Raw genomic sequence first — 24,420 nt, 5'->3', positions numbered from 1 at the left:
AAAGTTTTTAAAGAATTAAGAAAAATTAGAGTTTATATCTAAATTTAAATGAAATTTTACGGCCGCTCTTATCTGTTCTGCCAGAGTTCTGATCGTTAAGCTGCTGGTCAAACTGGATTTTAGTATCCAGGTCAAGTCTCTCACTTAAATCCCAGCCCCATTTTAATGAAATGCGATTTAAACGGTAATCATCTTCGGGTGTAATCTCATATTCAGTCCACTGCCGCTGGAGTATAAGCTCATAATCATGTTTTTCGTTTAACTCATACTGTAAGGTATACTGCAGTCTGGCCAGCTGATAATCCTTGCTTTCTGCTTCCAGATAGTCCTTATCCCGCAGCAGCAGCTTAAACCTGCTGCGCAGTTTATCATTCAGATAAAAGGTATAATTGGCTTCTGTTTCTAAATTTAAATTGTCATAGGTTTCACTCTGCTCATAAATCCTCTGCTGCCGCTGAACTTTAAGATAATAATATTCGCCCACCGCAAGCTGCTGTCTATAGCGCAGCCACTGCTTATCATAGCGGTAATAGTCCACTACTTGATCCTCATCGCCTTCCAAAATCCCGGGGTCAGTATACAGCTTATCTCCGCTTTCAAAACTGCCGCTGATTTCCGGCTGGTAGTTTTTAGCTGCAGCTGGAGTCGAAAAAAGACTGAAGATAATTAAGAGGATAATCAAATAGATCAGAGTCAAATTAATAGAGACAGTTAAAATAAATGATGTACTCTTTTTCACAAAAATCATCCTTTTTCTTTTATCTTATCATGACAAAAGGAAAAAGTTCTGCGATTTTATGAAAATTCATCCAATCCTATTAACCTTTGCCTGAGCAGAATTAATACAGTCAGTTTAAATTGAAAAACCAAAATTGATACTCTGATCTACAAACTCATAGCCTATAAAAAAATCAAAACAGTCCTCTTTTTTGCGCAGGCGTAGATTAATCTCATCCCATTCTTCGTTTTCTAAATCATAACTGCCATCACTTTCAATGGACCAGACCGACTGTGGATAATCCCCAGCAATAGAAAGTGAGAGAGATGGATTGAGCAGCCGCTCTTCCTCTTCTCGATCATCGGGTAATGGTGACTGACCGCGAACAGTGTCCTTTTTATAAAAAAGACCGGACTGCAGCAGTAATTTATCACTTAAATTCCTGTGATAGCGAAATCCAGTATTTAAAACAGAGAAGTGATAGTTCTGATCATAGCCGCTGCGGTAGTGATCCAGACGATAATTATAGCTCAAATGATAGGAAAATCCTGCCGGCAGCTGCCAGCTGTTATTATAGTTTAAATTGAATCTATGTTTATTTAATTCTACTCCACCATTTTCTACCCGACCGGTTCCAACTGAGGCCTTAAAAGAATAAACTGCCGGAAAAGAAAGATCAAGATAGGGATAGTAATTGTAATCTTCTCCATCTACATATTTAAGATTCCAGTTGACCGCTGTCTGACTGTGGCTTAAATTATATTTTTCTTTGATTAATTCTTCCCTATCATATTCCTGTCTTAAAGAAGCTCTAACTCCAGTCTCAAAAGTATAACCAGCTGTATAAACTGTTTTAACAATATCCCTCAGTTCAGGATCATATTCCTTCCGGACTCCCGTCTTTAAACCATTATCAAAACGGTAATCTGCATCTACAAAATATCTATCCACAGCTTCCTCAGGCAAAAGATCCCTGAGCAGTCCTGTTTCCAGACTCAAATTACCGGGAGTATAAAGCAGAGAAGTACTAAACTCTTCCTCCTCATCATCTAACTCCTCATCCTCAAAATCATAATCATAAAGGTAATAATAACGATTTTTGAAGCTCAAATCAGCAGTAATTTGGTGATTATTAACAAATTCCCGGGTTTCATCCCGTTCTACCCCGGAACCTGCTTTCCAGTAATAAATTTTGCCGCTGTTTTTGCTGCCAATCTGATAGGGATAGGAAAACTCAACTGTCATTCCCCGCTCATCATAGCCAAACTGGGGGACAGGAAAAGCATCCTGGAGTTTTTCGCCATCTTCCCCATCTGGGTCATAGGTGACTGAATAATAGGGAAGATAAAAAACAGGAATCCCCGCTATATGAGGAACAATATGGTGAAAGGTTATTGTATTATCGGGATTGATTCGAACTTCTTTTGCCTCAAGATGATAATGCGGCTCTCTGCGAATACAGGGAGTAATAACCGCTGACTGCATAGTTCCTGCAGCGGGAGAGGTTGACAAAATATTAAGTCTGGCAGCAGAAAAATTAATTTCCCCGACACTACCCTCTGCCCCATAAAGAGTTCCCGTTTCTGTCTCATAATTATAAACCAGTCTTTCTCCCCGCAGGTCATCTTTTTCTGACTCGATCACTACTTTATTAAAAGCCTTCAGCTCATTTTTTTGAGTATCAAGCTCAAATTTATCAGCTCTCAGAGTGAAATCAGCAGTCTTAAAAACAGGAGAACCCTCAAAAATCACCAGGCCGGACTGCTGCATAAAGGTTATTTCTTCTCCCCGAACTGTATATTCTGCTGCTTTTACATTAAAACTAAAAACAAAAAGAAGGCAGAAAGAGAGCAGAATAAATACTGCATATTTATTTAGCTGAAATAAGCTGTTCTTGATAGTCTGCAAAATACTAACTCCTTCAAAGTTTATCTCTGCCAGTATAATTTATTGAAATACGAAAAAACCCGCCTTCTGGCAGGTTAGATCTAATTTATTCTAAAACTAAACCCCTGACTTTTTTTCGTTCAGTAACCTGAATATACAGTTCTGAACCTGCAGGAATTGTTTCTTCTTCACCTTCAACAAAATAGCCAACAACAACTCCAGGTAAACCTAATAATGCAGTTCCCAGAACACTGGCTCCAATAGCCAGTTTCTGTGACTCATTTTCTTCCTGAGCCTCCTGTTCAATGGCAACTCCCAGCGAAGTTCCATCAATCGTTGTCAATTCAGGAAAACCAATTTTTATATCGCCATCCTGACCCATTTTCCCGGCTTCCTTAATTTCCGTAACCTCAAGTTCGCCAGTAGTTCCAGCAGGGATAATTAAAACATTGTCAATTTTTACATCCTGTACTACCTGATAAGAAATTTTTTCGCCTCTGCTGGCAGTATCAGAATTAATTTCCTGCTGTAATTCAATCCGAATTAGCTGATCAGTCCTGCTTTCTACCAGCTTAACCGGCATCTCTTTACCACTAATTGTTAACTGGTGAATTTTTTTGATCCGCTCTTTAAGTGGACCTTTATTTACTTCCCCACTGACCATCTTCTCCAGGTTGCTAATTCTCTGCAGCAGATTTGAACTGCCAATTTCTCCACTCACAGCCCATTCGACTGTATTAAAAAGAAAAACTAAAGAAGGAGATTTTTCAGTTGTTTCAAAAAGATCAGCAATTATTTTCTCTGTTCTCTGAACAATTGAACCCGACTGTTTAGCCTGGTAAAGACTCTGTTCCACAGCAGCAACCCGATCCAGGATAGGTTCATTGGAGACTGAGCCATAGAGAAGCTTTTCAGCTTCTGCCAGTCCATCCAGGGGAATAATCCCGGCAGCCTGCAGCTGATAAAAGGGCATTAACGGTGTTAAAATTATTGAAAATACTATAACCAAGACTGTAATGTTTCTTATTTTTAATGACAAATTAACTACACCATCCTTAGAAATTTATTTCGAAAGAAGCGCTAATATTTCTTTCGCTAACCTCTTCCTCACCTTTATTCTGGATCAGTTCATATCCAAGATTCAAACCATAGTTCTCATTTATATTAACTCCCAGTCCTAAATCCCAGGCAGTCTGTGCTTTTAGTTTTGACTCCAGATCCGACGGATCCAATAGTTTATAGGAAGCACTGAAAGTTGCCAGATTATCAAAAGCAAGCTCAACTCCGGTTATTCTCTGGGTCAGCTCATCATTTAAATCAACCTGATAACTGGCTCTAATTGTCCCCAGTGGATCCTTATACTGCAGACCAAAAACTGTAGAGTCCGCATTTAAATCAAGGTCATTATTAAAACTATTTAGATCATTATTTTCTATAAAGTCAGCAGACACCGTAAAACGATCACTGGTCTGATAGGCCAATCCAAGGCTGCGGCTGACCTCATTTTCCTCTTTAAATACTCGTTCTGAATTATTAGTGATCTCTGGTGTCTGAGCACTATTTATACTTAACTCCGGCTCCGGAAGAGTCTCCTCCGCTTCAGTTTGAGGTCGCTGAACCTCCCACCATTCTCGATTGGCCAGACTGTAACCGGCTCTAATTAAAGCACGGGAGTTAATTGCATATTCCAACTGCAGCTGAGTTTCACTTACTATTTTGTCATCAATAATTTCTTCATTATAAGCTGTATTAAAATTCAAATCAGATAAAAGCTGTAAACCTGGATTGGACTGAGTTCCATTTCCGGTTAAATTAAAACTGCTGTTATCTATTTCAATATTTTCTATATCAGTCGGACTTTCGAACTGAGAAGCAATCCCCAGCAGTTCTTTCCTCGCTGAATCGGAAAAAGATTTTTCATGAGACAGGTCCAGATTTTCTAAGTTTTCATTTTCGAGATCTGCAATCTCGGCTTCCTGAGCTGCAGCACTAAAGCTAAATAAGATAATTATTATTAAAGAAAATAGAAATATTTTTTTCATCTTGCCCTGCCTCCTTTCTTTTTTGTTACACAGTATAAGTATAACAGATATAAGCCAAATAATCCAGATGGTGCCCGCTTTTATTTTACAAAATATTATATTTGTCTATCTGGATATAGTGTTATATAATTTAATCAACAAAAACAAAAATGAGGTGGTCAAATGACAGCAGATCTCAGCTTTATAGCAGCACTTTCGGCAGGACTATTATCTTTCTTTTCACCCTGTATTTTACCGCTGATCCCAACTTACCTCTCCTATCTTGTTGGTGATTATGCTAAAGCAAAGGAAAAGAAAAATGAGCTTTCTATAATTATTACTGCTCTGAGCTTTATTGCCGGTTTTACAGTAATTTTTGTTCTTCTGGGACTTTCCGCTACTTTTCTGGGCAAATTTTTAATTAGAAACCAGCGTTTACTGATGCAGATTGGAGGCACAGTAATTATTATTTTTGGTCTTCATTTAACTGGAATCCTGGAAATTAATTATTTTTATCGAGAAAAGAAATTTGAGCTTCCCAATTCTCTGACCGGAAATTTAAGAGCCTTTAGCATGGGAGTAATTCTGGCAGTGGGCTGGACACCCTGTATTGGACCAATTTTAAGTTCAATTTTAATTACCGCCAGCACCAGGGAAAATATTTTTCAGGGGGGACTGCTGCTTTTTATTTATGCAGTTGGGCTGGCTCTTCCATTTTTTATCACAGCTTTATTTATGGACTATCTGCTTCCAAGGTTAAAAGCTTTTAATAAATATCTACCTCTGGTAAATAAAATAACTGGTACCCTGCTGATTATTTTTGGACTGCTGATGGTTAGTGGTTATCCGGAAGTAATCAACAGAATTTTATTATAAAAATACTTTGTTAAACATTAAAAACTTATATTAATTCTGTTTTCTATTTGAGAATAAAATAACTTATTTTAAAGCTACAATCCCTGTTTAAACAGTAAAGAAAGCGAGTATAATAGAGATATTAAATGATAACAATTACTATGAGACAAAATTGCCCCGATTTAGAATTTACTTTTTATCGAATTTTGTCGATAATGTAGTTAAGACCACTACACTAAATTCTATAATGGGAGGAATTAAATGAAAATCAAGAATTTATCAATCAAGTACAAAATATTATTGATAGTTGTTGCAGGGATTATACTAATGACAGGAGGCATTATTTACCGCATCAGAGATGTTTCAACTGAAGAGGCAAAAAATGCAGCCACAATTAAAGCAAATGCAGATTTAGCTACTGGTTATGAGATTATCGATCTCGAGTATCCAGGAGAATGGGAATTAAGAGGAGATCAATTATATAAAGGTGAAACCTTAATAAATGGCAACTTTGAAATAGTTGATCGGATTGGAGAATTAACTCAGGGAAACATCGTCACTATTTTCGCCGGAGATACCAGAGTTGCAACCAATGTAATGGTAGACGGCAGTCGAGCAGTTGGGACTCAGGTTTCTGAGGAAGTTAAAGAAGTAGTACTCAGGCAGGGAAAAGAATTTCATGGTGAAGCAAACGTTGTAGGGAAACTCTTTCAAACAGCCTACCAGCCAATTCGGAATGCTCAGAACGAAATCATTGGTATCTGGTCTGTTGGGACCTCAATGGCCTTTGTTAACCAGATGGTAAATGGAGTTACAGTTAATACAGCTCTCTTTGCTCTTATTTCTGGATTAATTATCTCCATTTTAATCTTTGTTTTTGTGCTTAAAATGACAGAACCCCTAAAAGACTTAAGTTCATATGCAGAAGAAATAGCAGCTGGAAATTTAGCAGTAAAAATTAAAGATAAGTATTTAAATAAGGAAGATGAAATCGGAAAACTGGCAGGCTCATTTAAGAAAATGATAGAAAGTTTACAAAGTGTAATGTTGGGGATTGATAATACAGTAGATGAGCTGAGCAGTTCCAGTCAGGATTTAACTGCTACAGGAGAGGAATTGTCCGCCTCAGCCGATGAAATTGGAAATTCTGTGCAGCAGATAGCTTCCGGGGCTGAAGAACAATCCGCCCAGGTAGAAGAAGTATCTTCGATCATTGATACTCTGGCGGAAGATATTACTAAAGTCTCCAATAATACTGAGTCGATGGCCGGACAGTCAAAAAATGTGATGAAAAACATTAAAGAAGGTAATCAGTCCCTTAAAAATTCTGAACAGAGTTTTAAGCAAGTCAGTGAAAACACCCGCTTAACCTCACAGGTAATTGATTCCCTGGGCCAATCCTCCGAAAAAATTGGAGAGATTGTTGATTTAATTAATAACATTGCAGCCCAGACAAATTTACTGGCCTTAAATGCTGCCATCGAAGCAGCCAGAGCCGGTGAAGCAGGAAGAGGATTTTCTGTAGTAGCCGATGAGATCAGAGAACTGGCAGAGCAATCCGCTGCAGCTACTGGAGATATCTCCAATTTAATTGTCTCCATTCAAAAAGATGTAAAAAACACTGTAACTAAAATGAATGAAAACGAAAACAAGGTTAAAGAGAGTGTGACAGAAATTAATACAACCTCTGCTGCTTTTACAGAAATAATCAGTGCGGCAGAAAACCTTGATCAGTTAATCCACAAAATTGAAAGACAGAGTCAGCGGATGAATGAAAATAGTGAAGTTGCCAAGTCTGCAGTTAGAGAAATAGCAGTTGTAAGCGAAGAAGCTGCCCACAATGCAGAAGGAGTAGCTGCTGCCAGTGAAGAACAGTCTAAATCAACCAAGATTATTGCTCAGGCCTCAGAAGATCTTGTTCAGACAGCAAGTACACTTTCTGACCTGGTTAAGCAGTTTAAGCTGAAAAATAACTAAAAAAATTTATTGTTCGCTAAAAATTAAATAGTATTTATTTTTAAAAACCCCATTCTAATTTCGAATGGGGTTTCTTTTTCAATAGATTTAATTTTAGAAGCTATATGTTAAACCTGCAGTATAGGAAAATCCATTACTGTATACGTTGCCTTCTTCATCATCATCCATCTCAAGATATAAGTAATCTAAACCAGCATTAAAATCCCAGTTATCAGCAAAAGATCTTTCATAACCAACCCCCAGACGATAACTAACTGCATCTAAATCAACTTCTTTATCTACTAAGCCAGAAGCAGCAAAAGCCTGCCCTTCAAAATCTTTATCTTTAGTACCTTTATAAAACGCTATTCCTCCACCTAAAGACCATCTTTGATTTAAACTGTAATCAGCAAGAATACCAATTCCATTTAAAGCTACATCTATCTCTGCAGACCCACTTCCCACTGCAGAATCAAAGTTTGTTTCTACTGCACCAAAGATACGTTCATATTGTACAGTTGTAGTCCATTTATTGTTTAATCTTTTTTTAGCCCCCACATAAATCATAGGAACCCTATCAATATTTTCCATTTTTTCAATATTACTTGTTGCTATTGCACCTTTAAAATCACTCGCAACTAGTGTATTCAAATCATCAATGGTAGAATTCCATTTGTCTAATGTTACATTAGTAATTGCCATACCACCAACTGCTTTCCACTCAGCAGCTGCTGCATTACCTGCCATAAGTCCTACCAACATCAAAGCTATCATTAACACCATAATTTTATTCTTCATTTTTATATTTCCTCCTAATATTTTGTTATTTTTTTCCTATAAATATAGAAAACCCGAGGGAATAAATCCCCCGGGTTGTTTTTGTATCTTTTAGCTATAAGCCATATTTAGAAGCTTACAGATAAGGAAGTAGTAAGTGCATTACCTGTTCCCTCAGTATTAGCTGTTCCAACTTCACCTGTGATATACTTAAGTTCAGTATTCCAGCTCATGTTTTCAGCTAACTCTTTATCCATAGTACCCTTTAGGTAGTTATAGCTGATTACATTACCTGCAGCTTTTTCTTCATTCTTGTTAACTAAAGCAGCACCAAGAGTAGTGGTTTCATTCCAGGCATACTCAGTACCCAATTCGATAACTGTAGTATCGTGACCATCTGTATAGCCATCATTCATAGTATAAGCAACAGATGCATTATTAGTAAACTTACCATAAGTGTTGTCAAGTGCAACTTCTACAGTGCTCTTATCTTCATTATTACCAGCTGCATCAGATTGAACTAATGTATAGTCACCAGTAACTGTATTGTTTTCATTCACTACATATGAAGCACCCACATTAAACTTATCGTAATTATTAGCTTCTTCAAGATCACCTAATACACTTGCTGACTCAAAGTTCTCGCCAACAGTTTCAAACATACCATCAACAGTTAATGCGTCACTAATTTTTGCTTCAGCATTAACATTGAATAAGGTATCGCTTTCTGTTTCAGTATCATTAAATACAACTTCTCCACCAACAGTAATCATATCAGTAACAGCTACATCAGTTACTTCTACAGCTACATCAGTAACATCTTTAGTCTCTAAATCAAAACTAGCCTGATATACTTTTCCAGTAACAGTACCGAAGTCCATTTCTCTACTTACATGAACACCATAGTAATCTGTATCAACATCATAATCTTCACCCAAAATAAAAGCAGTGATGTCATTACCCATGTAAGAAGCTGTCATTTCCATACCTTCCATATCTTCGTCATCAACAAAGTATGAGGAAGCTGTATATCCATCTAAGTCACCTAACTTAACTCCGTAGTCATTATAAGCAACTTCTAATAAAGCACTATCAACAGCTAAACTCAAACCATCTTCTTCAACAGTATAAACACTGCTGTCAAAAACAGTATCTTCTTCAGTAAATACATTAGTAGTAGTATCTACAGCAAGATTAAAGCTTGCTCCATTTAATTCACCAGTAGCGTCAATTCCAATTTCCTGCCAGAATTTCTTTTCTGCTGGGAAATCTTCTGCATCTTCTTCATCAGTTGTAGTTGGAGCGGTAATATCTAAAGCGTCTCCATCAGCCCAGAGCTCGATAACTGCAGCTGGATTGTCACCATAATTAGCAACTTCTGCAAAAGTATCGATTGTAGCACCAAACTCAATGTTGTCTTGAGGCATATCAGCTTTTAATTTAGCTACAGTTTCCTGTACTTCAGCTAAGTCAGATTCTACAGCATCAACATCTGCGCCTAATACTTTAAGCTCAGCAGCTAATTCGAATGTTAAAGCATCAACGATATCTGCTACTTCTTTAGCTTCCTGATCACTGAGTGTTTTATCAGTGTTCTTTTCCATTAAAGACTTAACGATAGCAGTTACATCTTCTGCCTGACCTGTAGTTAGACCTTCGCCCATTTCGTCAACTTTGTCAACAAGATCTTCTCTTGCATCAGCAATTTGATCTAGAGCGCGGCTAACCATAACAGCCATTTCGTAACGAGTCATGTTCTGGCTACCTTTAAATTCGCCATCAGGATAACCTTCGACGATACCAGCAGCAACTAATTTGTTAATTGCATCATATGCCCAGTGATCACTTGGCACGTCAGAGAATGACTGACCAAATGCAGGCATAGCTAATGCTACGATTAAGATTAAAGCAATTGTAATTGTAAGTTTTTTCATTATTAAAATCCCCCTTGATTGTTTTCTAACTTTTTCTTTTCAATATATAAGTTCTAATAACTTATACAATCATAGAGGACATCCGAGCGAGTTACCTAGTTTCCTCTTCATCTGTCCAAAAGATTTAAAATAAGTATCTTAGAACTCTTATAACCCTACCACTACGCAGCTTCGGGGGGCACCTCCTTTCTGCCGCATTTTAGCGTCGAGTTTATAAGCATTATTATGTTATCAATTTGCAAATTAAATTATAACAGTAAATTGAGTTATCTGTCAAATTTAATTTTTGTGTATCCTCAATCTCAATTATACCAGTTTCAATCGTTTTCGTCAATAGTTTCGAGATATTTTTCACCAATTATCAGAGCTGCGTAGTCATCAAGCGGTTTTTTAATCTTCCAGCTGACTATTTTACGCAGCAGTTTTTCGTAGTTGGACATCGGCTTTTGCTCTAAATAACGGGCCTGAGCTTCTTCAGTTGTATATTCTTCTGCCACAAGTGTAATTTTGAGATCAGAATAAGTACGGCTGATCATTTCTTTTACTGCCTCAGCCCCGGTTCCACTGCCAATTACTACTTCCTTTATCTGATAATGACTAAAAATTTCTTCCAGGTGATCCAGAAGTTCCTCTTTTTTTACTATTGTTTTTTCTTTTTCCTCTTTCTCATAGTTCAAAACTGCAGTACCAACTTTATCACTGCCGGGATCAAGTGCCAGTAAATCACTCATTATTATCGGCCTCCCCGGCAGCTGACTCCTCTGCCACCTTATCTTCCAGTTCGAATCTTAAGTTGTCGCTCAATCTATCCCGCCGCCAGATATCTGTATCTGCATAAATATTTACCTTTACCTTACCACTGGCAGAACGAACTCTATTAACCAGATCATAAAACTGACTGAAGTTAATACTGCCAACCTGGCCTGAGCTGTCAGGTAAAAGTCCCTGATTAATTGCTTTTTTATTAATATCCTGCAGTAGTGCTTCCAGTTCAGTTTCAATTTCCTCACTGCTCTGTTCAGCACTAATTGTTCTGCTGCTGATCAGCTGATCTTTTTCGAATACTTTAAAGTCCTCGTAAAGCTGGAAGTTTGCATAAAGCCAGTCATTTTGAGGAACATTAACTCTGGCTACCAGAGAAACAATCACTCTACTGCCGGGTTCCATATTATAGATTATCCGGGCAGCATTTAAAATATCCTCTGTCTGTAAACGCAGAGCCATCCCGGTTTCCTGATTGACCTCAATGTCTTTCTTGGTTGCAACCTGATTGGCTGCCTGCAGGTATTTATTCAGGGCAGAAATTGTTTCCTGCTCACTGCGCCCTCCTTCGAGGACATCGGTATAAATTATATCACCCTTCTGGTAAACCATATCCTCACCCATATAATAGATTACACCAGCCTGCAGCTGATTTGCTACTTCCCGCAGCCTGCCGTAGTCTGCTTCCAGTTCGGATATTTGATTTTGCAGTTCTGTCACCTGAGATTCCAATTTTTTCCGCTGTGAACTTAACTCGTTTACCCGATTCTGCAGCTCGTCTCTATTCTGGGTTAACTTTTTCAGTTCACTTTCTACAGCAGCTATTTCCTGATCTTTTTTCGCTATTTCTGCTTCTCTGGCCTCAATTTCAGCCTCTTTGTTCGCAATCACTTTCTCTTTTGCTTCGATTTCCTTCTGCAGCTCTGCCAGTTCCTGATCTTTAGCCGCCAACTTTTGATCTTTTGCAGCCAGCTGCTGATCTCTATTTTCCAGCTCTTCATTTAAATATTCAAGTCTTGTTAAAACATCATTAATATTAAATAAGGCCTGTCTTAATTCAGAATAAACTGCCAGTAAAATAGTAATTGAAAGAACTGCGATTAAAATTCCGGTAACAATGGTAATAATAATTGAAGAATAACGGGGGCGGAGACCAAATAAGGAAACTCTCTTTTTACCCATTTTCATCCCAATCCGATCACCAAGATAAGCAATTAAACCACTTAAAATAACAACTGCTCCTATAATAACAAATGCGTTAATAATCTCCACCTCCTTAAAATTTGACTATTCAATCTCTGTTTTCAATGCCAGTTCTTTACCTTTAAAACCAATTCCCAGTTTATATACTTTCTTTAACCCCTGCTTTTTTAAAGCTGCTGCATATTTTTGTTCATTTATCTGCTGTATTGCTTTTTCGGCCGCAGCTGCAGCCGAAATATCAGAAGTCGTATACTCATTTTTAAATTCCATCACAAAAGCATTCTGATCCTTATCTTTTGGCAGGAGCACTATATCAGCTCTTCCCAGCCCATACTCTTTATTGCTTTCTAAATAATATTGATCAGATAAATAAGTCATCAAACCTAAAATCAGGCCGTGATAAAAATTTTCCTGTCTTTCTTTTTCCTGACCTTTTTCCGAAAGCACCCTGGTAGAAGCAGCTGCATCATAATAGCTGCTGCTGACAAGTATTAAATCCTGGAGATGAATTTCAAAACTACTCAAATCACCATTGATTAAAGAGTTTAACATATCCACAATTAAATCTCCACTCTGTTCCTCAAAATTAAACCAGTTAGCCAGAATTTTTTTAAAAATCAACCTAATTTCCCGATTGGGAATACTGAGTCTGTATTTTTGATACTGTTCACTGCACTGCTCAGCCTTTAAATAACCGCTGTGCAGTAAAAAGCTCAGGGCTTTATCAACATCATTAAATACATAATCATAGATAATATTGCTGTCAACTTCTACTGTCAGCGACTGCCCCTGATATAATTTCTCTAAATACTCTTTTCCCTTTTTCTGATCCAGCTGCAGTGCTTCTTTAATCAGCTCCGGGTCACCCGTATTATTCCAGTATGTTTTGGGCTGCCGGGGATTGGATTTAACATAATTAAGAATACTCCAGGGATTATAAATCACTATTCGATCACCGAAAAGATAGCCATTATACCAGTCCCGAACTGTATCCAGCTGATCACTGATAGAATAATAAGCAAGCATTTCTTTAACTTCAGCCTCAGTAAAACCAAATTTATCCGCACAAAAAGAATCAATAATTGTATTTGTTTCCGGATTATTAAAAGCACTAAAAATACTTTCCTGTGATATTTTCATAATTCCAGTAACAACACCTTTTTCCAGACTGTCATTACCTTTAAGCCCATCAACCATTAAAGCCCTCATAAAATTTAGCATCTCATTATAATAGCCATTTAGTTTAGCATAATGGAGAGGAGTATCATATTCATCTATTAAAACAATGCTTTTTTCATTAAAATATCTTTTTAAATAATCAGTTAGTTCTTTGATTGCAGAACTGTAATTGAAAATCTGAGCTTCTTTACGCATCAGTTTTTGATATTCATTTTTTTCAAAATCTGACAGCAGCTCAGAATCCAGTAAATAACGATGCCGCTTATACTCTCTTGCAATTTCTTCTTTTAAAAGATAAGCAGCCTCCTGCCAGTGATTAGCCTTTATTTTTTTGAAAGAAAAATTGAGCAGAGGATAGCGCTCCTGATGTTCTGCAAGTAAAGCCTTTTCTTCTGCAATATCTAATTCTTTAAAAAGATATTCATAACTTTGAGCTTCATTATCAAACTTTCTGCATTCCGGGTTTTCTAAAAAACATTTCAGCATCGAGAAGTTTAAACTTTTGCCAAATCGGCGCGGACGGGTAAAAAGCATTATTTTACTTGTATTATTGATAACTTTCTCAATCAAAAGTGACTTATCAACAAAATAAGCATTTTTATCTATCAGCTCTTTAAAATTGTCTATTCCCAGGGGGATACCTTTTAGGTTTTTATTCATTTTTACCCATCCTTTCCTAAAATATAATCATTTAAAAACATTTTGCTAAACTTACTTTTTCGCTCTCCTTTAAATTTACTGTCTGGCAGTCTTAATCAGCATTCCAACTCCAACAATGAAGATCACAATATTCTGCAGCCAGGCCCCGAGCCAGGGCTGAATTGTTCCCTGACTGCCGAGGGCATCTCCGACTGTCATTAAAACATAATAGATAAAAATAATTATAATACTGATTCCAAATCCGGTGGCAGAACCAGCCGAACGCTGTGGTTTAATACCCAGTGGTGCTGCCAGCAGAGCAAAAATAAAGCTGGCCAGGGGGATAGAAAAACGATGATGCAGTTCTACCCGTTCCTCATAGGCTGTCCGCCCCTGCTCTTCCATCAGAGCAATCTGCTCACTTAGTTCCCGAATATTCATCTCATCTATATTTTTGCCAAGCTGTCCGGCCCGGCCCGGAGAATGAATTTCCTCCCGTGAGCGATAGGAATCAAACTCCAGGGCAGGACGTCTGCCTTCTGCATCCAGAAAGTAAATCGTGCCATTGTAAAAGTGCCAGCCATCACTCAGCCATTCTGCTCTTTTAGCTTCTAAAACACTATCAGGGCTGCCATTTTCGAAACTCTGAACCACTACATCCTTCATCACACCACTATCTCCATTGAAACTGTGGGCATAGAGCATATAATCCGGTCGGCGGGTACTGCTGTCCATCGGGGTTAAAAATAAATCGTACTGAGTCTCCGGTCTCTGCTCCCCGTGGCGGGCCTGATACATTATCTGTTCCGCTCTATAATTGGCTCTGGGTACCAGAAACTCTGTGATTCCGATAGTAACTCCACTTGTCACCAGCCCCATGATTAAAGCAGGCAGCACAATAGAAATTATGCTGACTCCGCCGGCTCTCATGGCCGTGATTTCGCTGTCTCCAGAAAGCCGATTATAGGCCATAATTGTTCCCAAAAGAGAAGCCATCGGGAAAGTAAGCACTATTATCTCGGGCAGGCTCAAAAAGAAAAGCCTGATCAAGGTAAAAACCTCCACTCCCCAGCGGGTATAATATTCGGTTAACTCAAAAATTAAGTCTGTACCAATAAAGATGCCGGTAAAAGCTGCCACCCCAAAGAAAAAAGGTGCTATCAATTCTTTATAAATATATTTATTAAGTATTTTCAAAAAACTGCACCTCTCTATATTTGAAATTTATCGCCCAGATAAAATTTGCGGGCCTGCTCGTTTTCTGCTATTTCTGCTGAGGTTCCTGAAAGTAAAATCTTTCCCTCATGCATAATATAGGCTCGATCTGTAATCGAAAGAGTTTCGCGCACACTGTGATCGGTAATCAGGACCCCGAGTCCCCGGTTTTTAAGATAACGAATTATCTCCTGAATATCATTAACTGCAATCGGATCGACTCCGGCAAAGGGTTCATCCAGCAGAATAAAGTCCGGATCAGCTGCCAGGGCCCTTGCGATCTCAACCCGACGTCTTTCCCCTCCAGAAAGCTGAAAAGCCTTGCGGTTTCTGAGATTGTCAATATGAAATTCTGCCAATAATTCAGTAATCGCGGCTTCGATTTTCTGGTCACTTAAGTCTCTGTGTTCTAAAATCGCCGCCAGATTTTCTCCAACTGTTAGTTTGCGAAAAATTGACGCTTCCTGGGGCAGGTAACCGATTCCAAGCCTTGCCCGCTTATAGACAGGCAGGCTGGAAATATTATGCTGATCGAAGAAAATCTGCCCCCCATCAGGATTAATTAGTCCCAGAATCATATAAAAAGTGGTAGTCTTACCGGCACCATTAGGTCCCAACAGCCCGACTATCTGACCCCGCTCAACCTTAAGATCAACCTCATTGACCACTCTTTCTTTATTATATTCTTTAATCAATCCCTGAGCTTTAATAGTCATCTATTTATTCCTCCGTTGCTCCACTCTTACTGCTGCTTTCAGAATTATCAGCCCCTGAGTTAGCACTGCCTGCTGAAGTTTCACTCTCATTTTCGCTGAATCTTAAGGTTGCCTGACCTGTGAGTTTAACTGTTTCGGTTTTCTGATTAATCTCTGCTGATTGAGCAGTAAAACTCTCTCCGTTTCGCTCTCCCTTTACATTACCGGTGAGAGTAATTAATTCCTGGTCCAGAAAATAGCTAATCTTATCTGCTTCCGCCCAGAAATTTTGATACTCCAGATAGGCATTACCCTGAGCCACTATTTTTTGCTGGCCCTGATAAAAATCAATCCTATCGGCTTCTAGATAAGAATTTTCTCCTTCAATCTGAGCATTTCCGATTAAATGAAAAATTTCTTCCTCTACATTTCCAGTCAGTTTATCCGCCTGACCTGTAAAATTTTGATAATAAAGCTTCACATTTTTTCTGAATTCAATTTCTCCGTTATAACGGCGATATATTCCTTCCCCGGCAGCAGTTATCCGGAGCTCATCATAAATCAACTCCACATTACCGGCGGCCCTAAATACCTGACCCTGTTCAGTCTGCTCAAAATTGAGTTTATCACCATTCAATTCTCTAACCGCACTTACATTTGCAGTTAATGTCAAAATAAAAATTATAAAAAATAATAAAATTTTTCTTCGCATTTTTATTGCCCCTCACCTGAAATAGTCCGCTGGACTAATCATTCTTACTTATCATTCGTCAAGATTATCAAAATTTATTTCAGCCTGATCCTCATTTCCAAAAAGTTTTAAATTATTCAGATTAAGATCAGAACGAAAACTCTGAGCCCGGGAATTAAAACCACTGCCTGTAATTTTAACTGAACCTCTGCCCTCTAAATAATTTCGATTAAGATAATAATCCAGAGCCGCTGACTTAATCTGATAGCGGTCACTCTCAACTACTACATTACCCCGCAGCTCTATATAACCCCGACTGCTGTAATAGCTGCCAGAATCACCAGTTAGTGTATAAAGCAGTTCGCCAGTAGACTTATTAAACACTTTAATTTTTACAGGTTTTAGATCCAGCCGCTGTTCTGACTCAAATCTTTTCACCTGCTCACTCAGCAGTCTAAGCCGATGATTCTGCTGATCATTATAGATAGTTAACTCTACTCCCTGCAGCTCTGCCTCAGGCAGCTGCTGATTCTCTGCAGGTGATTCTGGAGTTATAATCGGATTCTCCTCCAGACTAAAATATAAAGAAAAAACTATAATAATAAAAATAAAGAGCGCTAAAAAAATACTTTTTCTATCCACTATTTTTTAGCCCTCCTTCTCTAAGCAGTAAGTCTGCTGTTTTTTCCACTGCTCCTCCTCCACCGAGTTTCTGGCGGACAGTCTGCAGTTTCTCTTTTATTTGATTGAGTTCTTCAGGGTGATCTAGCCAGTTTAAAGCAAGTTCAGCAATCCTTTCTGCCTTAAAATCATTCTGCAAAAGTTCTGGTACAACTTCCTGCCCGACAATTATATTGGGCAGACCCACAAATTCAACCTTAAAAATATATTTTGCCAGCAGATAGGTGGTTAAAGCTGCCTGATAGGCAATAATCTGCGGGGTATTTAAAATCGATGCTTCCAGGGTTGTGGTCCCTGAAGCTGAAATTATAAATTCTGAAATCTTCATTAACTGATAATTTCTTTTTTGAATGATTTTAAGCTCAAAATCAAATTTTTCGGTAAAAGATTTTAAATAATCAACCTTAATTCCTTCTGCAGCTGAGAGCAAAAATTTAAGCTCCGGTTTTTCTCTTTTTATTTTTTGAGCTGCCTGCAGCATCTCCGGCAGCAGGGATTCGATTTCTCCCCTGCGGCTGCCCGGAAAAAGCGAAACTACCAGCTGTTCCGGTTTAAGATTAAGTTCTCTTTTGATTTCTGCCTCTGATTTTTCAACTTCTACCAGATCTACCAGCGGGTGGCCGACAAAAGTCACCTCAGCTCCGGCTGCCTGATAAACATCTCTTTCCATGGGAAAAACTGCTGCAATGTGGGTTCCATAAGCTGCCATTTTGCTGGCTCTGCGCTTATTGTAAACCCAGGCAGAAGGTGGAAAATAATTAACAGCCTTAATTCCTTCCTGACTGCAGGCCTCTGCCATTTTCATATTAAAGGCAGAATAATCTACCAGAAACACCAGATCCGGCTGGCGCTGCCGCAGAATTTTTTTCATCTGCTTAAGATGTTTAAAATGCTGTCTAATATTTTTTAGGGCTTCTATATAACCAATAGTGCTGATTTCGGTAGGGTCAATTAAAATCTCTGCTCCCATTTCCTTAAGGGCAGTTGAGCCCATCCCGAAAATTTGAACACTATCATTTTTTTGTTTTACTTTTTTCAGGACTGCCGCAGCATGCATATCACCAGATACTTCACCTGCAGAAACCATTATTTTTACCAAGGTAGGATTAACTCCCCTTCTTTATATTCTGCAGCAGCAACAACAATTCCCTCTGCAGCTGCTCTGCGGCAGAATTCTTCTTTATTTAAAATAAATGTATTACCCGCCTCAATAATTAAGGCTGCTGCCTTATTTTCAATTAAATTTGCCAGAGTTTTAAGACCAACTGTAGGAAGATCAAAACGAAGATCCTGATCACTTTTGCTACATTTGGCCATTACAACTCCCGGGCCCCCATATTTAGCCGCCCGTTTTATGGCCTGATCTGTGCCTTCAATTGCCTCCAGAGCCATCACAGCTCCATCTTTTACCAGAGCTGTCTGACCGATGTCAAAGCGGCCCAGATTATAGGCAGTCTCGAAAGCAAAAATTAAATCCTTTTTTAACTCAGTCCTAATTTCTCCGGCCAGAATACCGGCTTCTGCCAGCTGATCTTCTAAAAGATAGGTCTGGGGCAGAAGCTTAACTCCGGAGTTTATAAATTCCAGAGCCAGGGCCATCAGGATTGTATCATCATTTAAATCAGGCAGCTGGGCCAGCAGCTGCTGTAATTTCTGATCCGGGTTAAAATCAGCAAAAAGATGTGCTTTCTGTATTTTCCCCAGCCAGACAGCTTCTTTGATTTTTTCTTTTTCTAAAATCTCGAGTATCTCTCCCAGCTGAGTTAAATTTACCGTATATTCTGCACAGTCTAAATCAGAGAATTCAGCTGTAATTTCTCCGGCAATTTTAATTACAATAAAATCTTCTCCTGCAGCCTGGGCTTTTTCAGCCCAGATTCGCGGCAGATCACCCCAGCCTGCAATTAAAGCTTTTTTAGTCATTAATTACACCTACCGGCAGATTCCGCGGCTGGCATTACGCAGGAAACGCAGAAAATGTTCGATTTCTTCACTGGCATCCAATTCCTGATCCATTTTTTCTATTGCTTCATCAATATTTAACTTAGAGCGGTAGAGAGTTTTATAGGCCTTTTTAATTTCTCTCCGCATATCAGGACTAACACCATTGCGTCTTAAACCAACAACATTGATTCCATTAACTCCGGCCGGATGTCCATCAACCAAAATATAGGGAGGTACATCCTTTACTACTTTAGAATGGGCTCCAACCATACTCATTTTACCAATGCGTACAAATTGGTGGACTCCAACCATTCCGGCAATTACCGTATAGTCTTCAATAGCCACATGACCTGCTAAGTTTGTTGCATTGGACATCACAATATGACTGCCCAGCTGACAGTCATGTGCTACATGACAGTAGGCCATAATTAAATTATCATTTCCAATTCTTGTCTCCCCTCCGCCTTCGGCGGTCCCCCGGTGGATAGTAACATTTTCTCTTATTGTATTATTATCTCCAATAAAGAGATAGCTTTTTTCTCCATCAAATTTTAAATCCTGAGGCTCAAAACCTATAGAAGCCCCATGAAAAATCTCATTATTTTTACCTATTTGAGTCCAACCTTTAACCACTACATGGGGTCCAATTACTGTACCTTCCCCAATTTCAACATTTTCACCGATAATAGCATAAGGTCCAATTTCAACATTTTTCCCTATTTTGGCTCCAGGAGCAACAATTGCTGTATCGTGAATATTGCTCATGTGGAGCACCTTTCCCTTTTTCTCTGCTGCCAAGACTATCATTCCCCTTCCCAAATTATCAATTTATTTCTCTTCAAAAGTAAACATCATTTCTGCTTCTGCAGCAAGATTATCGCCCACATAAGCTTCTCCTCTAACTTTAGAAACCCTTTTGCGTAATCTTACCATTTCCACCTTAATTTTCAGCTGGTCACCAGGTTTAACAGGTGTTCTAAATTTTGCTTTATCAATACTTGTAAAGATAGGAAGTTTATCTTCCATTTCTTCAAAACTATAATAAATTAAAATCCCTGCCACCTGTGCCATTGCCTCTACAATTAAAACTCCCGGCATGATTGGATGATCAGGATAGTGACCTAAGAAAAACTCCTCATTTATTGTTACATTTTTTATCCCAATAATCGATTCCTTTTTATGTACTTCCTCGATTCTATCTACTAATAACAAAGGGTAACGATGGGGTAAAATTGACTTGATTACACTAATATCAATGATCTCATTTAACTTACTCAAATTAATTTTCCTCCTCAAGCATTTTTTCTCTGATCTTCTCCGCCAGTTTAACATGGAGCCTGTGTCCAGATTTAATCGCAATAATATGGCCCATTATTCTGCCATTTAAAAACATATCCCCAATCACATCCAGAATTTTATGTCTTACAAATTCATTTTCAAATCTGAGTGGATTAACTGTTTTGTTTGCTTCTATTAAAACAGCATTCTCCAGATTACCTCCCAGAGCAAGACCCCGTTTATGCAGTTTTTCCACCTCTTCTGCAAAACCAAAAGTTCTGGCCTTTGCAATTTCTTCTCCAAAATCTATTTTTTCAGCATCGAACTCAAAATAACTGCTTCCGATTACTGGATGTTGATAATCTAAAGTATAGGAAATCTTAAAACCGGCATATGGTAAAATAGTAATATATGAATCATGCTGACGGACATATATTGGAGCTTCAATTTTAAAAACTTTTCTCTGCTGCGGCTGTTCTTTAAGTCCACTGTCCATAATCCGCTGATAATAGGGATAAGCACTCCCATCAATAACCGGAATCTCCGGACCAGAAACTTCAACTTCTAAATTATCTATTCCACTACCCCAGATAGCTGCCATTAAATGCTCGACTGTACTTACTTTAGCTTCCTTAATTTCCCGGCTGCCAATAGTTGTATTTCTAACTAAATTAACCACTGAGCCCGGTTCTGCTTTAAGCCTTATCCTTTTATCTAAATCAGAACGATAAAATATAATTCCTGTATCAGCAGGAGCTGCTTTCAGTCTGATTGCTGCATCTTTCCCGGAATGCAGGGCGATACCTTCAATTAAAATCTCTTTTTTAAGTGTTTTTTGTTTTTCTTTTTCTATATACAAAATTGTCATCCTTTCATTAAAAGCCTTTCAATAGTTTATTATATATTTATTGGCTTTATAATTCAAGGATTATTTATTTTCCAGTTCTGCCAGCCTTTTTTCCAGCTGCTTAATTTTATCAATATATCTCGGCAGCCGCCTTAAATATGCCTGTTCTTTAAGGGCTTTGCGGTGAATTTGAGCCGGAGCACCTGAGATAAAATCACCCTCACTTGTGGCTGAGGTAACCATTGCTCTGGCTGCTGCTGTCGTATTATCAGCCAATTTAATATGCCCCACAACTCCGGCCTGTCCACCCAGAGTTACTCTGCGGCCCAGTTTTGTGCTGCCGGCAATACCGGTTTGAGCAATTAAGAGTGATTCTTCGCCAACTTCGACATTATGTCCGATCTGAATTAAATTATCAAGTTTGCTCCCCTGTTTGATAACGGTCGGTCCACTTGCTCCCCGATCAATTGTGACATTGGCTCCAATCTCAACCTCTGATTCAATAATTACATTTCCCTGCTGAGGAATTTTGTGGTGGCCGTTTTCGTCTGTAGCAAAACCAAAGCCATCAGAACCAATTACAGCACCGGATTGGATTATAACATCATCCCTGATTATTGTTTCTCTTTCGACAATCACCCCTGGATGTAATAAGCAGTTATCCCCAATTTCTACATCCGGTCCTATAATTACTCCTGGTGCGAGAACGGTATTATTTCCGATTTCCACATTCTGGGCAATAACTACCCCGGGATGGATAGAAATATTTTCCCCCTTCTTTACTGATTCATCTATTACAGCCTTAGTAGAAATTTCTCGATTATCATAAGGACGCGGTGTTAATAAATCAGCAATCTGAGCGTAAACTCGCCTCGGATTATCTGTCAGCAAAAAACTTTTATTCTCCTTTAATTCTGAATCCAGCTGTTCACAGATTCGATAGTCGCTGACAATTACTGCAGCCTCAGATTTTAAGGCTTTAATTAAATATTCTTTCTGATCAGCAAAGGTAACTGAATTTTGATTGCTTTCTTCTATTCCCCGGGCATTATCAACAGATGTTTTTTCATTTCCCCTGATCTTAGATGCTGTAATTTCTGCTAATTCCCGGAGCTGATAACTGATTTTTGGATTATTTGCTGTCAATTTAATATTATCCCCCTCAAAAAACTATCATGTTATATTTTATGATCCTAATTATCATTTTTTTTATTATTCTAACCATCATTTTATCTATCTGCCGTCAATATTTATTTATAGTTTTTATCTATCCGGGCAGCCAGTTCCTGAGTAACATTTTTACCACCCTGATAGATTGCCTGATCAATTAAAATACTGCTGTAGCTTTTTTCTGCTGCCAGTTCTGCCGCTTCTGTTTTTAGAGTTTTCATTATTTTATTTTCTGCTTCTTTTATTGAAACTCCATCTGCTGCTTGATCAGCTGAGCTTTCAGCTTTTATCTGACTGAGATAGGTACTGGAGATAATTACCTGCTCTAAATTAATTACTGCTGTTTTTTCTTCTTTTTCTAAAAATAGGGGCAGGATTAAAACCAGCACAATTATAAATACTGCAGCGGCTTTCCGATAATAATGCATTGTCATTAAAACCTCCTGAATTAGTAATACTCTTTTTTTGTCTTTTTTATCAGCTGCTCCATATTGGCTGCTTTTTGTTCCCGGGCGGCAGCTAAATCGCTTTTTATTTCTTTTCTGGCCGCGGCCAGCTCATTTTCAATTTTTGTCCTCAGTTGAGAAAGAATCTCTCGCTGCTGAGTTCTTAACTGTTCTCTATAAGCTGCATACTGCTGATTAAACTCCATAATCAGCAAACTGGTCCTGTGAGAAATACTCTCATTCAATTCCGAATTTTTCCGGGCTATAAGTGCCTGCTGTTCGGCTTTTACTTTTTCCAGCTGCTGCTGATATTTTTCTCTTTCACTCTCGTTTCGAGCAATAAATTCAATTTTAAGTCTGAGATTAATCATCTTCAGGTAATTATCCCTGATCTGCTCCTGATTAAAATCAGAATACTTATTTCGTATTTCCTGCCGCAGCTGCTGCAGTTTTTGAGAAAGCTCCGCTTCTAATTCCTGCCGTTTTTCCTGCAATAATCTTTTCTCTCTTGCTTCAAGCCGCCTTCTTTCAGCCTCCAGAGCCAGCATCTGCTTTTCTCTTAATCCATTCATCTTTTCTAAATAATTGGCGCTAATAACCGCCAGCATGGTTTTTTTACTCTGCTCCATCAGTTCAAAGCTTCTATCTTTCAGTTTTTCCTTAAATCTCAACTTCTCAGCAGTCATTGTCACTTCCATATTTTGAGGTGAGGAAGCAAAAAGAGCTGGACTTTCTGATAGCTCGAGACTGCTCTTCTGCAGGCTGTAAATAGGGTAATCCTCTCTCAGCTGAGGAGTAAAAACATAAACAAAGAGAAAGGCAAAAACTAAAGCCATTAAAATTGCAGTTAAAAACTTTATTGAGATAAAATGATAATCATGTTTATCCATTCTGCCTCTCTCCTTTCCCTGCTCAGCCTTAAACATTAGTCCCGGCTGGAGATTAAAAAGTAAAATAAATCAAACAGCCAGTTACCATTCCTCCCTTAATTTCTTCAGTACATCATCAGTCAGGTTATAACCACCATATAAAACCTGCTCTTCTTCTAACACAAATTTTACCTTTTTCTCGGCAGCGGTCTCTTTAATTACTTTTTCCACTTCTTCTGTAACTGAAGCTAACAGTTCAGATTCCAGATCCTGCAGCCGCTGCTGATATTCTGCTAACACCTCTTTTTGCTCGGTCCCTGACAGTTCTTCTGCTTTCGATTCCAGCTGCTGCTGATATTCCGCTGCTTTTTGATTTAAGGTCTGTTCAGCAGCGGTTTTTGCTGGGTGTTCTTCAAAAACTCGCTCTAAATTAACATAAGCTGCTTTATCAACAGCTTCATCTTCTGTCAGCACCCCAAGCAGGATTACTGCAGCTAAAATAGATATTAATAAAAGCAGAACTGCAGTCTGAAACTTGCGGTCACTCCAATTCATATTCGAATTCCTCCAGACTGTATCATTTCTTTTTCAGTCTAATCTCTGTTCTTAATTAAATTATAATCAAATTATACAATTTATAAAGTTAAATTTTA

General features: G+C 38.4%; 24 protein-coding genes. 2 read left to right on the top strand and 22 right to left on the bottom strand.

Annotation, left to right across the window (positions count from 1 at the left end):
* Positions 1–25: 25 nt before the first annotated feature.
* The 4 genes from DFR79_RS00600 to DFR79_RS00585 all read right to left on the bottom strand — a co-directional run bounded on the left by DFR79_RS00600 (position 26) and on the right by DFR79_RS00585 (position 4,647).
* Entirely contained in the window at positions 26–748 is a 723-nt protein-coding gene (locus DFR79_RS00600; RefSeq protein ID WP_432207087.1) for a hypothetical protein, read from the bottom strand.
* 105 nt (positions 749–853) lie between these two features.
* Entirely contained in the window at positions 854–2,626 is a 1,773-nt protein-coding gene (locus DFR79_RS00595; protein WP_243727670.1) for an LPS-assembly protein LptD, read from the bottom strand.
* Between the two features lie 85 nt (positions 2,627–2,711).
* Positions 2,712–3,644, bottom strand: coding sequence for a hypothetical protein (locus DFR79_RS00590; protein WP_133513557.1), 933 nt, complete (start codon positions 3,642–3,644; stop codon positions 2,712–2,714).
* 16 nt (positions 3,645–3,660) lie between these two features.
* Positions 3,661–4,647 (bottom strand): hypothetical protein, encoded by a 987-nt coding sequence (locus DFR79_RS00585; RefSeq protein ID WP_133513556.1) that lies wholly within the window; start codon positions 4,645–4,647, stop codon positions 3,661–3,663.
* Between the two features lie 162 nt (positions 4,648–4,809).
* Here DFR79_RS00585 and DFR79_RS00580 point away from each other — a divergent pair, with 162 nt between their 5' ends.
* Both DFR79_RS00580 and DFR79_RS00575 read left to right on the top strand, forming a co-directional pair.
* Positions 4,810–5,502 (top strand): cytochrome c biogenesis CcdA family protein, encoded by a 693-nt coding sequence (locus DFR79_RS00580; RefSeq protein ID WP_133513555.1) that lies wholly within the window; start codon positions 4,810–4,812, stop codon positions 5,500–5,502.
* Between the two features lie 240 nt (positions 5,503–5,742).
* Positions 5,743–7,458, top strand: a complete 1,716-nt coding sequence (locus tag DFR79_RS00575) for a methyl-accepting chemotaxis protein (RefSeq protein ID WP_243727669.1) — start codon at positions 5,743–5,745, stop codon at positions 7,456–7,458.
* Positions 7,459–7,551: 93 nt separating this feature from the next.
* Here DFR79_RS00575 and DFR79_RS00570 read toward each other — a convergent pair whose 3' ends face one another.
* The 18 genes from DFR79_RS00570 to DFR79_RS00485 all read right to left on the bottom strand — a co-directional run bounded on the left by DFR79_RS00570 (position 7,552) and on the right by DFR79_RS00485 (position 24,322).
* On the bottom strand, positions 7,552–8,235 hold the full coding sequence (locus tag DFR79_RS00570; RefSeq protein WP_133513554.1) for an outer membrane protein: 684 nt from the start codon (positions 8,233–8,235) through the stop codon (positions 7,552–7,554).
* A gap of 107 nt (positions 8,236–8,342) precedes the next feature.
* A complete protein-coding gene (locus tag DFR79_RS00565) occupies positions 8,343–10,148 on the bottom strand; it encodes an S-layer homology domain-containing protein (protein WP_133513553.1) in 1,806 nt (601 codons plus the stop codon).
* Positions 10,149–10,465: 317 nt separating this feature from the next.
* Entirely contained in the window at positions 10,466–10,879 is a 414-nt protein-coding gene (gene ruvX / locus DFR79_RS00560) for a Holliday junction resolvase RuvX (protein WP_243727668.1), read from the bottom strand.
* Positions 10,872–12,182, bottom strand: a complete 1,311-nt coding sequence (locus tag DFR79_RS00555; RefSeq protein WP_133513551.1) for a DUF3084 domain-containing protein — start codon at positions 12,180–12,182, stop codon at positions 10,872–10,874. Before DFR79_RS00555 ends, ruvX begins: the two co-directional genes overlap by 8 nt.
* A gap of 15 nt (positions 12,183–12,197) precedes the next feature.
* Positions 12,198–13,952, bottom strand: a complete 1,755-nt coding sequence (locus DFR79_RS00550) for an AAA family ATPase (protein WP_133513550.1) — start codon at positions 13,950–13,952, stop codon at positions 12,198–12,200.
* Between the two features lie 75 nt (positions 13,953–14,027).
* Positions 14,028–15,128 (bottom strand): LptF/LptG family permease, encoded by a 1,101-nt coding sequence (locus DFR79_RS00545; protein WP_133513549.1) that lies wholly within the window; start codon positions 15,126–15,128, stop codon positions 14,028–14,030.
* A gap of 14 nt (positions 15,129–15,142) precedes the next feature.
* Positions 15,143–15,862 carry an LPS export ABC transporter ATP-binding protein gene (gene lptB, locus DFR79_RS00540; protein ID WP_133513548.1) on the bottom strand — a complete coding sequence of 240 codons (720 nt, stop codon included), beginning with the start codon at positions 15,860–15,862 and terminating at the stop codon, positions 15,143–15,145.
* 4 nt (positions 15,863–15,866) lie between these two features.
* Entirely contained in the window at positions 15,867–16,553 is a 687-nt protein-coding gene (locus DFR79_RS00535; RefSeq protein WP_133513547.1) for an LptA/OstA family protein, read from the bottom strand.
* Positions 16,554–16,604: 51 nt separating this feature from the next.
* On the bottom strand, positions 16,605–17,174 hold the full coding sequence (gene lptC / locus DFR79_RS00530) for an LPS export ABC transporter periplasmic protein LptC (RefSeq protein ID WP_166637921.1): 570 nt from the start codon (positions 17,172–17,174) through the stop codon (positions 16,605–16,607).
* Positions 17,167–18,312, bottom strand: a complete 1,146-nt coding sequence (gene lpxB, locus DFR79_RS00525; RefSeq protein WP_133513545.1) for a lipid-A-disaccharide synthase — start codon at positions 18,310–18,312, stop codon at positions 17,167–17,169. Before lpxB ends, lptC begins: the two co-directional genes overlap by 8 nt.
* A complete protein-coding gene (locus tag DFR79_RS00520; RefSeq protein WP_133513544.1) occupies positions 18,306–19,136 on the bottom strand; it encodes an LpxI family protein in 831 nt (276 codons plus the stop codon). Before DFR79_RS00520 ends, lpxB begins: the two co-directional genes overlap by 7 nt.
* A gap of 9 nt (positions 19,137–19,145) precedes the next feature.
* A complete protein-coding gene (gene lpxA, locus DFR79_RS00515) occupies positions 19,146–19,964 on the bottom strand; it encodes an acyl-ACP--UDP-N-acetylglucosamine O-acyltransferase (RefSeq protein ID WP_133513543.1) in 819 nt (272 codons plus the stop codon).
* 21 nt (positions 19,965–19,985) lie between these two features.
* On the bottom strand, positions 19,986–20,435 hold the full coding sequence (gene fabZ / locus DFR79_RS00510; RefSeq protein ID WP_133513542.1) for a 3-hydroxyacyl-ACP dehydratase FabZ: 450 nt from the start codon (positions 20,433–20,435) through the stop codon (positions 19,986–19,988).
* Between the two features lies 1 nt (position 20,436).
* Positions 20,437–21,303 (bottom strand): UDP-3-O-acyl-N-acetylglucosamine deacetylase, encoded by an 867-nt coding sequence (lpxC, locus tag DFR79_RS00505; RefSeq protein WP_243727667.1) that lies wholly within the window; start codon positions 21,301–21,303, stop codon positions 20,437–20,439.
* Between the two features lie 60 nt (positions 21,304–21,363).
* Positions 21,364–22,428, bottom strand: a complete 1,065-nt coding sequence (gene lpxD, locus DFR79_RS00500; RefSeq protein ID WP_133513540.1) for a UDP-3-O-(3-hydroxymyristoyl)glucosamine N-acyltransferase — start codon at positions 22,426–22,428, stop codon at positions 21,364–21,366.
* A 104-nt stretch (positions 22,429–22,532) separates the two neighbouring features.
* Complete coding sequence (locus DFR79_RS00495; RefSeq protein WP_133513539.1) at positions 22,533–22,886, bottom strand: hypothetical protein; 354 nt, start codon at positions 22,884–22,886, stop codon at positions 22,533–22,535.
* A gap of 14 nt (positions 22,887–22,900) precedes the next feature.
* Entirely contained in the window at positions 22,901–23,788 is an 888-nt protein-coding gene (locus tag DFR79_RS00490; RefSeq protein ID WP_133513538.1) for a hypothetical protein, read from the bottom strand.
* An 81-nt stretch (positions 23,789–23,869) separates the two neighbouring features.
* Positions 23,870–24,322 carry an OmpH family outer membrane protein gene (locus DFR79_RS00485; protein ID WP_133513537.1) on the bottom strand — a complete coding sequence of 151 codons (453 nt, stop codon included), beginning with the start codon at positions 24,320–24,322 and terminating at the stop codon, positions 23,870–23,872.
* Positions 24,323–24,420: the final 98 nt, after the last annotated feature.

The organism is Halanaerobium saccharolyticum, from assembly GCF_004362045.1.
Lineage (GTDB): Bacteria > Bacillota > Halanaerobiia > Halanaerobiales > Halanaerobiaceae > Halanaerobium > Halanaerobium saccharolyticum_C.
The sequence above is the reverse complement of the archived record's forward strand: the minus strand, read 5'-3'. Positions and strand labels throughout refer to the sequence as shown.

What these genes read in the sequence shown, in the direction of transcription:
- DFR79_RS00485 (WP_133513537.1), bottom strand. Translation starts at nt 24,322, where the DNA reads ATGAATTGGAGTGACCGCAAGTTTCAGACTGCAGTTCTGCTTTTATTA.
- DFR79_RS00600 (WP_432207087.1), bottom strand. Translation starts at nt 748, where the DNA reads ATGATTTTTGTGAAAAAGAGTACATCATTTATTTTAACTGTCTCTATT.
- DFR79_RS00520 (WP_133513544.1), bottom strand. Translation starts at nt 19,136, where the DNA reads ATGACTAAAAAAGCTTTAATTGCAGGCTGGGGTGATCTGCCGCGAATC.
- DFR79_RS00495 (WP_133513539.1), bottom strand. Translation starts at nt 22,886, where the DNA reads ATGACAATGCATTATTATCGGAAAGCCGCTGCAGTATTTATAATTGTG.
- ruvX (WP_243727668.1), bottom strand. Translation starts at nt 10,879, where the DNA reads ATGAGTGATTTACTGGCACTTGATCCCGGCAGTGATAAAGTTGGTACT.
- DFR79_RS00535 (WP_133513547.1), bottom strand. Translation starts at nt 16,553, where the DNA reads ATGCGAAGAAAAATTTTATTATTTTTTATAATTTTTATTTTGACATTA.
- lpxA (WP_133513543.1), bottom strand. Translation starts at nt 19,964, where the DNA reads ATGATAGTCTTGGCAGCAGAGAAAAAGGGAAAGGTGCTCCACATGAGC.
- lpxC (WP_243727667.1), bottom strand. Translation starts at nt 21,303, where the DNA reads ATGACAATTTTGTATATAGAAAAAGAAAAACAAAAAACACTTAAAAAA.
- DFR79_RS00550 (WP_133513550.1), bottom strand. Translation starts at nt 13,952, where the DNA reads ATGAATAAAAACCTAAAAGGTATCCCCCTGGGAATAGACAATTTTAAA.
- DFR79_RS00580 (WP_133513555.1), top strand. Translation starts at nt 4,810, where the DNA reads ATGACAGCAGATCTCAGCTTTATAGCAGCACTTTCGGCAGGACTATTA.
- lptB (WP_133513548.1), bottom strand. Translation starts at nt 15,862, where the DNA reads ATGACTATTAAAGCTCAGGGATTGATTAAAGAATATAATAAAGAAAGA.
- DFR79_RS00585 (WP_133513556.1), bottom strand. Translation starts at nt 4,647, where the DNA reads ATGAAAAAAATATTTCTATTTTCTTTAATAATAATTATCTTATTTAGC.
- DFR79_RS00575 (WP_243727669.1), top strand. Translation starts at nt 5,743, where the DNA reads ATGAAAATCAAGAATTTATCAATCAAGTACAAAATATTATTGATAGTT.
- DFR79_RS00565 (WP_133513553.1), bottom strand. Translation starts at nt 10,148, where the DNA reads ATGAAAAAACTTACAATTACAATTGCTTTAATCTTAATCGTAGCATTA.
- DFR79_RS00490 (WP_133513538.1), bottom strand. Translation starts at nt 23,788, where the DNA reads ATGGATAAACATGATTATCATTTTATCTCAATAAAGTTTTTAACTGCA.
- DFR79_RS00570 (WP_133513554.1), bottom strand. Translation starts at nt 8,235, where the DNA reads ATGAAGAATAAAATTATGGTGTTAATGATAGCTTTGATGTTGGTAGGA.